Annotated in this window: 13 protein-coding genes; 1 reads left to right on the plus strand and 12 read right to left on the minus strand. The window is 67.0% G+C overall.

The features are described from left to right. Positions 1-9 precede the first annotated feature (9 nt). The 8 genes from K5607_RS00345 to K5607_RS00380 form a co-directional block, all read right to left on the minus strand. The gene (locus tag K5607_RS00345) at positions 10-396 is read right to left on the minus strand and encodes a hypothetical protein (protein WP_221047865.1); all 387 of its coding nucleotides are present in this window, start codon (positions 394-396) and stop codon (positions 10-12) included. Between the two features lie 474 nt (positions 397-870). Beyond that, entirely contained in the window at positions 871-2,598 is a 1,728-nt protein-coding gene (locus K5607_RS00350; RefSeq protein WP_221047866.1) for a BatD family protein, read from the minus strand. 5 nt (positions 2,599-2,603) lie between these two features. After that, on the minus strand, positions 2,604-4,403 hold the full coding sequence (locus K5607_RS00355) for a VWA domain-containing protein (protein ID WP_221047867.1): 1,800 nt from the start codon (positions 4,401-4,403) through the stop codon (positions 2,604-2,606). After that, complete coding sequence (locus K5607_RS00360; RefSeq protein ID WP_221047868.1) at positions 4,400-5,386, minus strand: vWA domain-containing protein; 987 nt, start codon at positions 5,384-5,386, stop codon at positions 4,400-4,402. Before K5607_RS00360 ends, K5607_RS00355 begins: the two co-directional genes overlap by 4 nt. Continuing rightward, the gene (locus K5607_RS00365) at positions 5,383-5,865 is read right to left on the minus strand and encodes a DUF4381 domain-containing protein (protein ID WP_221047869.1); all 483 of its coding nucleotides are present in this window, start codon (positions 5,863-5,865) and stop codon (positions 5,383-5,385) included. Before K5607_RS00365 ends, K5607_RS00360 begins: the two co-directional genes overlap by 4 nt. A gap of 3 nt (positions 5,866-5,868) precedes the next feature. After that, positions 5,869-6,774, minus strand: a complete 906-nt coding sequence (locus K5607_RS00370; protein ID WP_221047870.1) for a DUF58 domain-containing protein — start codon at positions 6,772-6,774, stop codon at positions 5,869-5,871. 46 nt (positions 6,775-6,820) lie between these two features. Further along, entirely contained in the window at positions 6,821-7,795 is a 975-nt protein-coding gene (locus tag K5607_RS00375) for an AAA family ATPase (RefSeq protein ID WP_221047871.1), read from the minus strand. A 123-nt stretch (positions 7,796-7,918) separates the two neighbouring features. Continuing rightward, on the minus strand, positions 7,919-8,341 hold the full coding sequence (locus K5607_RS00380; protein ID WP_082411727.1) for a type IV pilin protein: 423 nt from the start codon (positions 8,339-8,341) through the stop codon (positions 7,919-7,921). Positions 8,342-8,501: 160 nt separating this feature from the next. Here K5607_RS00380 and K5607_RS00385 point away from each other — a divergent pair, with 160 nt between their 5' ends. Beyond that, the gene (locus tag K5607_RS00385; RefSeq protein ID WP_082411726.1) at positions 8,502-8,966 is read left to right on the plus strand and encodes a GspH/FimT family pseudopilin; all 465 of its coding nucleotides are present in this window, start codon (positions 8,502-8,504) and stop codon (positions 8,964-8,966) included. Positions 8,967-8,972: 6 nt separating this feature from the next. On the opposite strand, the gene K5607_RS00390 is transcribed toward K5607_RS00385, so the two are convergent. The 4 genes from K5607_RS00390 to K5607_RS00405 form a co-directional block, all read right to left on the minus strand. Then, the gene (locus tag K5607_RS00390; protein ID WP_156302847.1) at positions 8,973-9,146 is read right to left on the minus strand and encodes a hypothetical protein; all 174 of its coding nucleotides are present in this window, start codon (positions 9,144-9,146) and stop codon (positions 8,973-8,975) included. 163 nt (positions 9,147-9,309) lie between these two features. Beyond that, entirely contained in the window at positions 9,310-10,113 is an 804-nt protein-coding gene (locus tag K5607_RS00395) for a GNAT family N-acetyltransferase (protein WP_221047872.1), read from the minus strand. Positions 10,114-10,195: 82 nt separating this feature from the next. After that, positions 10,196-11,395 (minus strand): SGNH/GDSL hydrolase family protein, encoded by a 1,200-nt coding sequence (locus K5607_RS00400; protein ID WP_221047873.1) that lies wholly within the window; start codon positions 11,393-11,395, stop codon positions 10,196-10,198. Between the two features lie 85 nt (positions 11,396-11,480). Next, the gene (locus tag K5607_RS00405; RefSeq protein WP_221047874.1) at positions 11,481-13,505 is read right to left on the minus strand and encodes a TonB-dependent receptor; all 2,025 of its coding nucleotides are present in this window, start codon (positions 13,503-13,505) and stop codon (positions 11,481-11,483) included. Between the last annotated feature and the right edge of the window lie 34 nt (positions 13,506-13,539).

A 13,539-nucleotide genomic window follows, 5' to 3' on the forward strand; every position in this document is an offset into this window, starting at 1 on the left:
TTGCCGGCGTCAGGAGCACAAGCTCCGCGCCCGGTCGCTGGCGGGCTGGGCGCCGCCGCCGGCGCTCACCCGCCAGCGGTAGCGCAGCTCCATGCTCTTGCTGGCGAGAAAGGCCCGTTCCACGTCGTAGCCGCCGTCCCGCGCGAACACTCGCCAGCCCAAATCCCGATGGCTGGGCTTCAGCTTGTGGTCGAGGAATTGGTCGACGGTTTCGCCGGACTTGCAGGATTGGTTTTTGACGACGCGTTCCGCGTCGGGATAGTCCACGGCGGCTTGGACGGGGCCGGCCTGGACGGCGCACAACAGCAGGGACGCTGCGATGCCTTGCCAAAAGGAGCGTGTTTGCTGCAGCGCTTGGTCTGCTTGCGGACGGTGGGTATGGGGTGCGTGGCTCATGGCCGTCCCTCCTCGTTAATCGTTATTGTTCTGTCGGCCGTTGCGGGATCCCGGTTCCGGCTTGCCCGTTGCTCGTGCGAGGCGTCGAGGCGACGGCACCATGATGGTGCGTCCCGCTCCGCCGGTTGCCGCGTCCGCGGGTGTCCTCGGAGTGCGGGCATCATTGCCTTTGCGCCGATTTTTAACGACGCGCTGGCTGGCTGGCGGATTGAACGTTATAGCAAACTCGGTTTCGCGTCAATACGATTGAGCGCCATAATGGCGCGTAATTCTTTTATGCGCGCACCAATATGGATCATTTTTGTGCGTTAGGCGGGGGAGGCGGCTCGGATTTCGGGCAGCGTCGAGCGGCACGCGCCACGGATTGGCGCGCCGGCGGCGTGATCGAGCGCGCGGCGGGGAAGGCGGGCGCACTGCCCGGGGCTTGTGGGGGCGGGCGCGCGGGGCGCCCTTTACGGCAGGCGGCGGAAAGGATTAGCCGGCGCGGTACAACGGCTCGAGGCCGTCGCTTTTCGCTCCGGCGCTGCGTTCGGGTAGCCGGTCCAAAACGGCGAGCAGGTCGGCGCCGCTCCAGGGCGAGGCATCCGTTGCGTAGCTGGCGCGGTTCAGGCGCGCGATTTCACTCGCCAGTTCCGTTCCGCCCCGCGCCGCCACCTCGTCCAGATGGCGGGGAGGATTTTCCGGCCAGTGGGCCTGGGCCCAGGCCAGCAGGGCTTGCCGGGCCGCCGAGGCGTCGTTGGCCCGGCAAGCGTCGCGCAAGCGGCGGCGCGGTTGCCGCGCGGCGTTTTCCCCGGTGGAGGGCGGCACGGTTGAGACGGCGGCCGCCGGACGGCTGCTGCGCCACCAGGCCAGGCCTGTGAGCAGCCAGCCGAGAGCAAAGAAGGCGGTTAGTCCGATCCATAGGTAGGGGGCCGTCGCTGGCGCGGCGGGAGCGGCCGCCGGCGATTGGCTCGGGATCGTCTCTTGCTGGGCGACGGCCGGTTCCGCCGGAGCGGCCGGGGACGCCGCTTGGGGCGCGGATGCGCCCGCGCCGACCGTAAGCGTCCGCGCCGGCACGCGGGCGATTTCTTCCCGGTCGGTTTCCGTGTTCCACCAGGGAATGGCGATTTCCGGCAAGGTATAGCTGCCGGCCTGAGCGGGGATGAGGGCGATTTTTTCTTCCCGGCTGGCTTTGAGGCCTTTCGGTGTGCGCTCTTCGTTCAGGGCCGGCTGATCCGGGTAGGCGCGCAAGCCGGGCGGAGCGGCCGCCGCCAGTTCGGGCAGGTTGCCCACGGTGCTGGCCAAGGCGCGCAGCTTGAGGGTGCGGGTCAGCGGTTCGCCGGCGGCCGTTTGTCGCGGTGTCGCATTGGTGCCGGGTTGGGTCAGGGTCTCTTCCAAGGCGAGTTCCTTGGCGGGCAGCCAGTGCTTGCCGCTGAATTGGGCCGGAATGGGCCGCACGTTCAGCTCCACGGCCTCGCCCCGTAGCCGTACCGCGTCGCCTTGCTGCGAGAAAAAGCGGTTGAACATCGAACTGCGGCCGCTCTGCACCTCCGCTTCCAGCAAGGGCGGCTGGATGGTCAGCTTGCCGCTTTGCTGGGGAAAAATGGCGAAACGGCGCTCGATGGCGCGATAGGGTTGGCCGTTGCGGCGGGTTTCGTACTGGTTGTCTTCCGTGACCCGTTCCATCACCGCGTTTTCCAGCTTGGGCTCTTCCAAGCGAGCGTTGGCCAAGCCCACTTGGCTGAGGATGCGCACCGTGTAGAGCACCTGCGCCTGTACATAGGGATTTTTCGGCTCCACCTCCACTTCCATGAACAGCTCGCCTTGCTTGCCGGCTTGGCTGGTGCTGGGGCCCGATCCGGCTTCCACGCGCAGATTCATGGGCGGGCTGCGGTCTTTGCCGAAGGGGACGGAGGGGATAGTCAGGTCGCCGGCCCGCTTCGCCATGACGGTGAGTCGCCATTCCTTTTGCCAGCTGCGTTTGCCGTTGGCGATGGCGAGTTGGCTGCTCTGGTCCTGGCTGCGGATGTCGAAGTCGCGGCGCAGCGGCCCGAAATCCGGATCGTCGTCGGGGTCTTCGGTGGCGGTGAAAACGATTTGGAACGATTCGTCGAGCTGCACCGGGTCGCGGTCCACGTTTACTTGTATGTCGGCCGCCAAGCCGGCGCCCGCCCGCAACAGCAGGACGAGCGCGAACAGTCGCGATAACGGAATAGTCGCCATGGCTTTCACTCTTTCGTCGGCGCGCGGCGCCGTTGCTGATATTGGTACTGGAATTTGCGCCGCAGCAGGCCGCCGGGATCGTCCGGTATGCGCTTGAGCCAGGCTTCGTTGGCTTGTTGGGTTTCGTCCGGCTTGTTTTGCTCCTCGGCGGCCGTTTGGGCGGCCTGCGGCGGCTGTTGTTGCTGTTTGCCCTCAGGTTGCTCTGGCGCTTGCGGTTGGTCCGGCTGGCGTTCTTCCTTGGGCTTGGAAGGCGGCTGGTCCTGTTGCGGCTTATCGCCCGGCTGGCGCTTGTCGTCCTGCGGTTGGGACGGCGGCTGCCGCTGCTCCGGGTTGTCGCCCTGGTCGCCGGGCTTTTGATTTTCCTGGGAGTCCTGGGGTTGATCCTTGTTCTGCGAGTCTTTGGAGCCTTGTTGGTTTTTGTCGTGCTGTTTCTGCTGTTGGCGCTGTTTCTCCACTTCTTCCTTGTTGTGGCGGGCGTCGGCGTGCTGCGGGTTTTGTTTCAGCGCTTTGTCGAATTCGGCGATGGCCTCGGGGTATTTCCCTGCCTGTGCCAGGGCGTTGCCCCGGTTGTAGTGGGCTTCCGCATCGTCCAGTCCGGCCAGGGCTTCGGCGGCCTGTTCGTATTGGCCGGCGCGGTAATAGGCCGCGCCTTTCCAGGCGGGATCGCGGAACCGCTCGGCGGCCTCGCCGTAATTCTGTTGCTGCATGGCCTGCTGGCCTTGCTGGTCGGGCGTCTGCCACAGGTCGCGCCACTCGAAAGCGGCGGCATCGTTGGGCCAGGGCAGTAGCAGCACCAGTCCGGCGGCGGCCAGCAAGCCGCGGCGGAAAGCCAGGGCCGCCAGGGGCAGCAGCGGCAGCAACAGCCAGGGCCCCTGGTCTTTCCACAACTCCAGCTTGGTTTGGCCGGAACCGCCGGCTTCCTGCTCCAGACGCTGGTCGAAAGCGGCGGTCAGGGCCTTGACGTCGCTGTCGTCGCCGGCGACCGGCAGGTAACGTCCGCCGCCGGCCGAGGCCACCGCTTGCAGCGCGCCGCCGTCCAGCTTGGGCAGTACGATGGCGCCGGCGGCGTCCTTGTAAAAACCGCCGCCGGGCATGACCACCGGGGCGCCTTGCTCCGTGCCCACGCCCAGCACGGACACGCGGTAGCCTTGGCTCAGTGCGTGGGCGGCGGCCGTTTGCGCCGCGCCGCCGTCGACGCCGTCGCCGATGAGCAGCACGTGGCCGCTGGCCAGCCCGGCCTGGCGCAGCAGCTTTTCCGCCTGTTGCAGCGCCAATTCCGCCCGCTCGCCTTGGGCCGGCATGATGGAGGTGCTCAAGGCGCCCAGCTGGGCGCGGATGGTCTCGCCATCGTCGGTGAGGGGCGTCACGGTGAAGGCGTCGCCGGCGTAGGCGATCAGGGCGGTTTGGCCGTCCTTGCGGGCTTGCAGCAAATCGGCGATTTTGAAGCGGGCGCGCTCCAGGCGGCTGGGCTTGATGTCGGCGGCGTCCATGGAGACGGACAGATCCAGGGCGATGACCAGCGCCTGCTCGTTGCGGAAAGCGGGCGCGGGCTCCCGCTCCCAGGCGGGGCCGGCCAGGGCCAGCAGCGCCAGGCTACCGGCCAATCCCACCCAGCCCAGGCTGAAGCGCCGGCCGCGGCCGGGCCGATCCATCACCACGTGGGGCAGCAGCCACGGGTCGCACAGCGCCGCCCAATCGCCGTGTCTTAGCTTGCGGCGATGCAGCAGCCACAGCAGCAAGACCTGCAGCGGCAGGGCCAGCAGCCAGAAGGGGCGAAGGAAATGGAAGTCGGCGAGTGCGTTCATGGGGTTTTGTCGAGCAAGCGGGCGCCGATCAGCCCGGCCGCCAGCAGCAGGGCCAGGCCCGCCGGCCAGGGATACAGCTCGCTGCGCGGGCGGAAATATTGCACGTCTTTCTGCACCGGCTCCAACCGGTCCAGCAAGGCGTAGATCTGTTCTAGCTCCTGCGTGTCGCGGGCGCGGAAATAGCGTCCGCCGGTTTTCTCGGCGATGCCTTTGAGGGCGGTTTCGTCCAGGTCGGCGGAAGGGTTGACGCGGCGCGCGCCGAAAAAGTCGCGCACGATCAGTTCGTCCGCCCCTACGCCCACGGTGTAGATTTTCAGCCCTTCGCCGGCCGCCAGCTCCGCCGCCTTGAGCGGTTCCACCGTGCCGGCGGTGTTGGCGCCGTCGGTCATGAGGATCAGCACCCGCTGTTCGGCCGGGTTGTTCTTGAGCCGTTTCACCGCTAAGCCGATGGCGTCGCCGATGGCGGTGGCGTCGCCGGCCATGCCGATGAAGGACTCGTCCAGCAGTGTCTGCACGGTTTTGCGGTCGAAGGTGAGCGGCGCCTGCAAGTAGGGTTTTTCGCCGAACAGGATCAGGCCGATGCGGTCGCCGGCGCGGCGCTCGATGAAGCGGCCGGCCACCTGCTTGGTGGCGGTGAGGCGGTCGACGTTTTCGCCGTTGAGGACGAAGTCGGGGGTTTGCATGCTGCCGGACAGGTCGATGGCCAGCAGCAGGTCGCGGCCGCTGACGGCTTGCTCCACCGGCTCGCCCAGCCACTGCGGCCGGGTGCAGGCCAGCACCAGCAGCAGCCAGGCCAGGCCGGCTAAGGCCAGCGGCCGCGACCTGCTGCCGGACGACGGCGTGGCGCCGGCGGTTTGTTCGAAATCCTCCAGAAACGGCACTCGCAGCGCGGCGGCGCTGTTATCCCAGGGCGCCAGCCAACGGTGCGCGAGCCAGGGGAGGGGCAGGGCCAGCAGCAGCCAGGGCCATTGCAGGTGGATCATTTACGCGCGGCGGGAAGCTGTTTGAGCCAACGTTTGCAAAGTTTGAACAGGGGGGCGAGATCGCCTTCGAAGTCCGGCCGATAAGGCGCGTCCAGCAGCACGCGGCCCACGCCTTGGCTGAAGGGCCGCTCTTCAAGGCCTTGGTCGAGGAACGCCAGCCAGCCTTCGCCCGCCAGCTTGGCCGCCTCGGGGCGGCCGTAAATGGTGATGCTGGCCCGCCGCAACAGGATGGAAATGGCTTTGACCTTGTCCGACGGCGTCATGCCGGTGTCCTTCTGCAGCTCGGCCAGTTGATACAGGGCCAGGCGCTTCGGGTGGTGCAAGCGGCGGCGTCCGGTGCGCACCATGAACCAGATCAGCAGCGGCAACAGCAAGGCCAGCAGCCACCAGCCGGGGGCCGGCGGCCACCAGTCGACCAAGTCGGGTAAATGGATGTCCTTGAGGGACAGGGTTTGCGGCAAGTCGGTAGGCTCGGACATGGTTTACAGCAGTCGGTGGCGTAATAGGTTCCAGGGATCGGACGTGGTCGGACAATCGACCAATCGCAGATTATGGCGTCGAGCGAGATTTTGTAAATGCTCGCGGCGCTGTTCGAAGCGCTGGCGCTGGATCGCGGCGGCGGCGGGCGGCAGCAGGATTTCCCGCCGGCCGTCGCTCAGCCGCAACGGGCCGGCGGCTGGCGGCTGTTGCTCGAACGGGTCGAAAACAAAGCCTAGCACCACTTGGCAGTGGACGGCCAAACGGCCCAGGGCGGCTTCCCCGGCCTGATCCAGGCCGCGAAAATCGCTGAGCACGTAAACCAGGCTGCCGGGCCGGGCGTGGCGAGTCAGGTGGGTTAGGGCCTGGTTGAAGGAAGCCTCCTCGGCGGCCGGGCCGCGCGGCGCTTCGGCCAGCAACTGCAACCATTGCAGCACGGTCGCGCGGCCATGCTGGGGTTTCACGTCCGCGATGGCGTCGGCCGCGACGACTTGGCCGCCGATGCGGTCGCCGCGGCGCTGGGCGCTCCAGGCCAGCAATGCCGCCAGCCGCGCCGCCAGCACCGCCTTGTACATGCCGCGGGTGGCGAACCACATGGCCGGACGGTAGTCCACGGCGACGAACACCGGCCGTTCCCGTTCCTCGCGGAACAGCTTGGTGTGGGCGCGGCCGCTGCGGGCGGTGACTTTCCAGTCCAGGTTGCGCACGTCGTCCCCCGGCACGTAGGGCCGGGTTTCGTCGAACTCCATGCCGCGTCCTTTTTGGCGCGACAAATAGCCGCCGGCTTGTTGCGCGCGCGCCTTGATCCGCGCCTTGGGCGGCGGCGGAAAGCGGCCCAGCGCCACCAGCTCCTCCAGGGAGACGGCGATGCCGTCCAACGGCGGTCTGGCTGTTTGGGCGGCGGCGGTCATGGCGATTGCGCCTTGCTGTTCCAGGGAGGTGTGAGCGCCATGGCCGTCAGGGCACAGCGACGCGGGCGATCAGTTCGGCGATGACCCGGTCGGTGTCGATGCCTTCCGCTTCCGCTTCGTAGGCCAAGATCAGGCGGTGGCGCAGCACGTCGAAGGCCATTTCCTGGATGTCCTCCGGCGTGACGAAGTCGCGGCCGTTGAGCCAGGCGCGCGCGCGGGCGCAGCGGTCCAGGGCGATGCTGGCGCGGGGGCTGGCGCCGTATTGCAGCCAGCCCGCCAGGGAGGCGTCGTAGGCGCCGGGGTTGCGCGTCGCCAGCACCAGTTGCAGCAGGTATTCCTCCAGCGCCTCGGCCATGTGCACTTCCAGCACCTCGCGGCGGGCGGCGAACAGGGTGGCTTGGTCCAGCGGCTTGTCCGATCCGCCGGCCGGGGCGGCGTCCTGGCGGGCTTCGCCCCGGGCCAGACGCAGGATTTCCTTTTCTTCGGCGGCGCTGGGGTAGCCGATCTTCAAATACAGCAGGAAGCGGTCGAGCTGGGCTTCCGGCAGGGGATAGGTGCCTTCGTGTTCCAGCGGATTCTGCGTCGCCATCACCATGAACAGGGCCGGCAGCTTGTAGGTGACCCGGCCCACGGTGATCTGCCGTTCGGCCATGGCTTCCAGCAGGGCGGCCTGTACCTTGGCCGGGGCGCGGTTGATCTCGTCGGCCAGGACGATGTTGTGGAACAGGGGGCCCTGCTGGAACACGAAGCTGCCGTCCTGGGGGCGGTAGATTTCCGTGCCGGTCAGGTCGGCGGGCAGCAAGTCAGGGGTGAACTGAACCCGGTGGAAATCCCCTTCCAACCCCTGTCCCAGCACGTTCACCGCGCGGGTTTTCGCCAGGCCCGGCGCGCCTTCCACCAGGATGTGCCCGTCGCACAACAAGGCGATGAGCAGGCGTTCGATGAAGGTGCGCTGGCCGATGATGCGGCGGGCGATGAAGTTTTGCAGATCGTGGAAGGCTTGCTGGCTGGATGAGGGCATGGTTTTCAGGTCGTTTGGCGCTGCGCGCGCGGAATCGGTACGGCAATAGTGCGGCCGCCGCCCTGAAATTCAAGGGCGGCGGCGAGCGGTTGGTTCAATCGGGGCGAACGGGTGTCCCGACGCTTACCAGCACCCCGCCGGACCCTTGGTGATAGTGCCGGCGGTATTGGTGATGGTCAGCGGCGTGCAGGTGGTGTCGCTGGCCTGAATGCCGGTGGCCGCGGCGCTCAGCGTATAGCTGGTGGCGTTGGCGGCGGTTACGCTGATCGTGTAATAGCCGTCCGAGGATGCCGCGCTGCCCGCCACGGTGGGGCCGGTGCAATTGTTCGCGCTCGCCAAGGTGGTGGCATAGGAAGAACACACGGCGCGGAGTTTTTCCTGGTTTTGCATCAGCGTCATCAGCGCCGCCTTGCCGTCTCCCCGGCGGCCTTTCTGCATATAGCTTTTGAAGGAAGGGTAGGCGATGGCCGCCAGGATGCCGACGATGGCTACCACGATCATCAGTTCGACCAAGGTAAAACCGAGCACACGACGTTGCTTTGCCATAAGTAATCCCCTTCGGTTGATAAGCGTCAAAGCTGTGAACAAATCTAGCGCCAAAGCATGATCCCCCTCGTTCCAAGCCGACTAACGGCATGGCGGGGCCGACAAGCGGCCGGGGGCGCGAGGCGCGGCTTCCTACACTCTACGCTAAAGGATAAGCGCTATGAAGTCAGGGAAGGCAAGTTCCGGCCAAGCCGGAATGACGCAGTTGGAGGTGTTCGTTGCTACCGGCGTTTTGGGGATACTGGCAACGACGGCGTTGCCGTCTTTCCAGGGCCTGATGGAGCGGATTCGTGCGCGGGGCGCGGCCGAAGGGTTGTACGCCGACATGAATTACTCCAAGTCGGAAGCGATCCGGCGCGGCGTGGCGGTGAAAGTCGTCATCACCGGCGGTTCGGCGTGGAGTTACTGCGTTACCACCGACAGTTGCGCCGACGGGGTTTTGCGTTCCGTATCGGGCGGGGATTTTCCCGGCGTGACGCTGACATCGACTCGGGCGCTGCCGCTGGCCGTCGGCTTCGATCCTCGGCGCGGCACCACGGGGCAATCGACCACGCTGACGCTGCAATGCGGCGCGGCCAGTTACAGCGTGGTGGTTTCGTCCATGGGGCGCATCCGTTACAAATAGCCCCCGTCAATCGGTTAACGCTTGCCAAAAGGCTTGGGCGGCGGACAGCGCCGCTTCCAGCGTCGGGTAAACCTGGCCGACGTTTTGCCGGTAGCCGAGGTTGTCTTTGGCGATGACGCACCAGCCATGGGACAGGCCGGTCGATTGGACCCAGATCGAGGTGATGGAGGTTGAATTCATGGACGCGCGCTTTGCATAAAAAAAGCCGCACCTCCCTGTGCGGCAATGACGGTTGCATATCGATAGGATGTGAGGAAAAGCCATCGACCCCGAGGGCGATGGTGGGACTATTGTGGCGCCGTTTTGCTACAGCTTGATGACACGGACGGCGTGCGATGGAGCCTCAGGCGGCGACGGCCAGCGGCGGGTAAACGGCGTCGTCGGCCGCCATGAACCGGCCGGCGTGGCGGCTTTGCAGGCGGGTCATGGGCAGCAGGACGAACAGCTCCATGGCGTTGAAGGCCGCATGCCAGGAGGGCTCGCCGCAAACCCAGGCGCCGCGGCGCAAGCAGGCTTTCAGCCAAGGCGGAATCCCCGGCTCGTCCCGTTGGCTGCGCAGTTGGGGCGGGACGGGGTGTTTGGGCTGCACGGCCAGATAGGAAGGGCCGATCCGATCCTGTTCGAGCCGGCGGTAAATCGCCTCCACGGCGAAGCCGCCGGGCGCGAGCGGAATGCCGGCGCAGCCCATCAAGTGGCCGTAACCGCCTTGCATGGCGTAGGCCGCCAGCTCTTGCCACAAGCTCGCGATGACGGCGCCGCCGTGCGCCTCGCCGTCCACGCAGGCGCGGCCCACTTCCAGGAAGCGGCCGGCTAGCCCCAGCACGCGATCGATGTGGAATTGGCTTTCGCAATGGAACCGCCCCAGTTTGAGCGCTTGGCGGTCATTCAGCAGGCGGGTGGTGCCCACCACGGCACCGCTGGCGCTGTCCACCACCACCAAATGGTCGCAGTAGTCGTCGAATTCGTCCCAGTCCAGTCCCGGCCAAGCTTGCATGGTGGGTGGCTGGGCGCCCATCTGTTCGGCGAAAACGCGATAGCGTAGCGCTTGAGCGGCGCGAACCGTGGCGGGGCTGTCGGCGATGAAGGCTTCGTAGCGGCGCGGCCGCCGGCTGGCGGCCATGGGCGGAACAACGATGGCTGGTGACATGAGGCTTTCCCTAAGCGGTAGTGACGGGAATCACAATAGGCGGGGAAAGTGACTAGGCCGAGTCGGCGCGGTTACGGTTTCGTTACATTGCGGCTGCGCAGTCGCCGCGCGGCTGGTCGAGGATGCCGTCGGTAAGGGCCTCGTAGCCGGCCCGGTTGAAGTGCAGCCAGTCCTTGGGGCCGTGTATCGTCTGGTTTTTCGCGGCGGCGCGAACGGCCGGGCGAGTGTCGATGAAGGCTGCGCCATGGCGTAGCGCCGCTTCGCGCACCCGGGCGCACAGCCGCGGGCCGCGTTCTTGCAGCGCCGCGGTTTCCGCCACTTTCGGCTTGCCCAGCATGTCGCTGTAGCTGACTTGTGGGGAGACCAGCTCGTAGGATTCCAGCACCGAGGGAACATAGACCACCGTCAGGCGGGACTGGTCGAACAAGCGTTGCAGGCGTTCCAGGGAAAGGTCCAGCAAGCGAAACGCCTGGTCGATTTCCTCTTCGGTCAAGTCCAGGGCCGGGCCTTGCAGGGCGTTGGGCAGGGCGACGGCGGCGGCTTGGATACGCGCCATGTTCACCGATCCGGCCGGCGTGCCGTTCCAGACCACGTCATCGTCCTTGTGCGGTTGCAGGCTGTTGCCCAGCGTCCGGCCCATGGCGTTCAACAGCCAGCCGCGATGGAGCGGCAAGTGGCCGAAGGGGCCGACGCCGCGCCGGTGGGCGATGGCGGCGTCGGCGAAGGCGTTCAGCGCCGCGGGGTCGTTGAGTTCGGCGGCGCTGTGCTTGGGGAAAAAGTCGCGGCGCAGGTCGAGCAGGTTGTCGGCCAGGTCGTTGCCGGCATAAAAATAGGCCAGCACTTGGCGCGGTTGGGCCAGATCCGCGTCCACGTGCCGCTTCAGGAAGGGGAAAATGGCGCTGGGTTCCACTACGAAGCCGCCGACGCTGCCGCGGTGACGCCAGCCGAAGCTGACCACGTCGACGCCGGTGCGCTGTTGCAGCAAATGGGCGGAGTGGAAAGGCGCATTGCGCTGATGGTCGGCGTCCAGCATCCAATCGCCCTTGCCTTGGGCATAGGAGTCGCCGACCAGGGCGATGTAGTCCGCCGGCAAGGGCGAGCGCTTGGAGCTTTGCGCCAGGAAGCGGGCGCTGTCGGATAGGGCGAAATGGAATTTCAGCGGCGTTTGCAGGATGGGACCGCGTTCCAGCACGATTTCCAGCACCAGCAGGGTGGCCAGCAGGCTGGCCAAGACCAGGGCGCTGTTGAGCGCGATCCTTTTGCAGACTTCTTTTTTCGACATGCGCGGCCTCGAGGCGGAGGCTCGGCCAGCCGTTACGGGGCGGCTGTCGGCTCCTGATTTGGGAGCCGATTATGGGCGGTAGCCGTCAGAAATTCCAGCGCAGCCCGACTTCCGCTCCCCGTCCCGGCTCGGGCGAATATTGCCGCAAATAGGAGGCGGCGCTGCGGATGTCGGCGTCCAGCAGGTTCTTGGCGTTGGCGAAAACGGTGAACTCGCCCGCTTTGTCCGTGCGCAGGGTATAGCGGGTGCCCAGGTCCAGCTTAACGTAGCCGCCGGTGGGGGCTTCGTTGGCGCCGGGGTGGATCTGCGGCTCGGCGCGGGTGACGCGGGCGTAAGCCGACCAGCGTTCGCGGCTGTAGTCGAGCTGGCTGCCGAAGCGCAGCGGCGGCAGGCGCGGCACGTCCTCGCCGTTGTCGAAGCGGCCGCGCACGTAATCGGAGAACAGGGTCAGGTCCACGCCGCCGCCGGCATAATCGCCCAGGGGGAACACCACTTGCGCTTCGTAGCCTTTGAAGGTGGCGGCGCGCTGGCGATATTCCAGCACCGGCGCGCAGTCGCCTGCGCAAGCGGGGTTGAAGTCCGCCAAGGCGTGGTCGAACAGTTCGCCGGTGTAGTGCCCGTAGATATAGTCGCTGACCCAGTTGTGGTACAGATCCAGCCGCGCCCGGTACCAGCTGCGTTCGGTTTTCAGGCCCAGTTCCAGGTTGTGGCCGGTCTCCTTGCGCAGGCCGGGAGTGCCCCGCTCGTAGCTGTGGGTGGCGTGATGCACGCCGTCGGAATACAGCTCCGCCGCCTGGGGCGCCCGTTCGCTGCGCGTGAAGCCCAGGCTGACCGAGTCCTGGTCGTTCCAATGCCAAGTGGTCGAGGCGGCGCCGCTGATGGGGACGTGCTCGGCGGCGGGGCGGCCTTCCGGCGTCAGACGTTGGCGTTCGCCGCGCAGGGCAAATTGCCAGGTCCATGGTCCCAGCTCCAGCGTTTCCAGGGCGAAACCGGCGGCGTTGGCCGTGGCGGTTTTGGGCAGGATGGCTTCGTCGCCCAGGCTGTTCAGTGTGCCGCCGGCGACCTGCATGCCCCATAGGCCGGACAGCGGCCCGAGCGGTTCGTGATGCCATTCCAAGCGGCCCTCGGTGGTTTCGTTGAGGAACTTGGTGGCCGCCGTGCCGCTTTCCAGTTCCACGTGCTGGTAGTCGGTGTGGGCCAGGGAAAAACGCAGCTTGCGGGTCAAGGCGAAAGGCGCGCGCAGTTCGCCCTTCAGGTCGTAGCGGGATTGTTCCAGGTCGATGCGCACGTTGTGCGGCTCGCCGTCCGGCGGTATGCCGTAGTTGTTTTCCAGGCGGTTCACCGCCACGCCGAGAAAGCCGGCGCCGCCGACCCAGGACAGGCCGGCCGTGCCGCTTTTGGCGCGGGCCGACGTGTTGGGTACGCGGCCGTTGGGGCCGCTGCCGTCCCGGTTGGCGTGGCCGTCGATGAGCACGTCGCTGCTGTCGCGGTAGAAGCCGTCGGCGTGCAGCGCCAAGGGCCCTTTGCCGGCGTCCAAGCGCAACACGCTGGCGTTTTGGTCCAGGGCGCTGTCGTAGCGTTGCTCGAAGGCCGCCGCGTAGCCTTGGTCCGGCGCTTTTTCCGGCACCCGGCCGTCCTGCACGTTGACCGCGCCGCCGATCAGGCCGCTGCCGTAGAGCAGAGTGGCGGGGCCGCGCAGCAAGTCGATGCGTTCGGCCAGCAGGGGCTCGGTGGTGCCGGCGTGGTCGGGGCTCAGGGCGGACACGTCGCGGCTGCCCAGGCCGTTTTGCAGCACTTGCACCCGGCCGCCGCCCTGGCCGCGGATCACCGGCTGGCCGACGCCGGGGCCGAAGGACGCATTGCCGACGCCGCCTTCCCGTTCCAGGGTGGCGCCCAGGGTGGTGGCCGCGCGGCGGCGCAGTTCGCTTCCTTCCAGACTGGCGGCCGGGGCGAAAACGCCGCCGGCATTGTCATCGGCGGCCGGCGCGGAAACGGTCACGGCTTCCATGCGTTGCGCGTCGTCCGCCGAGACGGGGCGGGGCGCACCCAACAGCAGGCCGACGAAGCAGGGCAGCGCCAAGGTGGTGCGAGGAAAATCGGTGGTCCGCATGGTGGGTATCTGTTTGCAATGTTATTACGTTGCA

It is taken from the genome of Methylogaea oryzae, assembly GCF_019669985.1.
Lineage (GTDB): Bacteria > Pseudomonadota > Gammaproteobacteria > Methylococcales > Methylococcaceae > Methylogaea > Methylogaea oryzae.

Coding starts and splice junctions, on each gene's coding strand:
- K5607_RS00345 (WP_221047865.1), bottom strand. CDS start 396: ATGAGCCACGCACCCCATACCCACCGTCCGCAAGCAGACCAAGCGCTG.
- K5607_RS00350 (WP_221047866.1), bottom strand. CDS start 2,598: ATGGCGACTATTCCGTTATCGCGACTGTTCGCGCTCGTCCTGCTGTTG.
- K5607_RS00355 (WP_221047867.1), bottom strand. CDS start 4,403: ATGAACGCACTCGCCGACTTCCATTTCCTTCGCCCCTTCTGGCTGCTG.
- K5607_RS00360 (WP_221047868.1), bottom strand. CDS start 5,386: ATGATCCACCTGCAATGGCCCTGGCTGCTGCTGGCCCTGCCCCTCCCC.
- K5607_RS00365 (WP_221047869.1), bottom strand. CDS start 5,865: ATGTCCGAGCCTACCGACTTGCCGCAAACCCTGTCCCTCAAGGACATC.
- K5607_RS00370 (WP_221047870.1), bottom strand. CDS start 6,774: ATGACCGCCGCCGCCCAAACAGCCAGACCGCCGTTGGACGGCATCGCC.
- K5607_RS00375 (WP_221047871.1), bottom strand. CDS start 7,795: ATGCCCTCATCCAGCCAGCAAGCCTTCCACGATCTGCAAAACTTCATC.
- K5607_RS00380 (WP_082411727.1), bottom strand. CDS start 8,341: ATGGCAAAGCAACGTCGTGTGCTCGGTTTTACCTTGGTCGAACTGATG.
- K5607_RS00385 (WP_082411726.1), top strand. CDS start 8,502: ATGAAGTCAGGGAAGGCAAGTTCCGGCCAAGCCGGAATGACGCAGTTG.
- K5607_RS00390 (WP_156302847.1), bottom strand. CDS start 9,146: ATGAATTCAACCTCCATCACCTCGATCTGGGTCCAATCGACCGGCCTG.
- K5607_RS00395 (WP_221047872.1), bottom strand. CDS start 10,113: ATGTCACCAGCCATCGTTGTTCCGCCCATGGCCGCCAGCCGGCGGCCG.
- K5607_RS00400 (WP_221047873.1), bottom strand. CDS start 11,395: ATGTCGAAAAAAGAAGTCTGCAAAAGGATCGCGCTCAACAGCGCCCTG.
- K5607_RS00405 (WP_221047874.1), bottom strand. CDS start 13,505: ATGCGGACCACCGATTTTCCTCGCACCACCTTGGCGCTGCCCTGCTTC.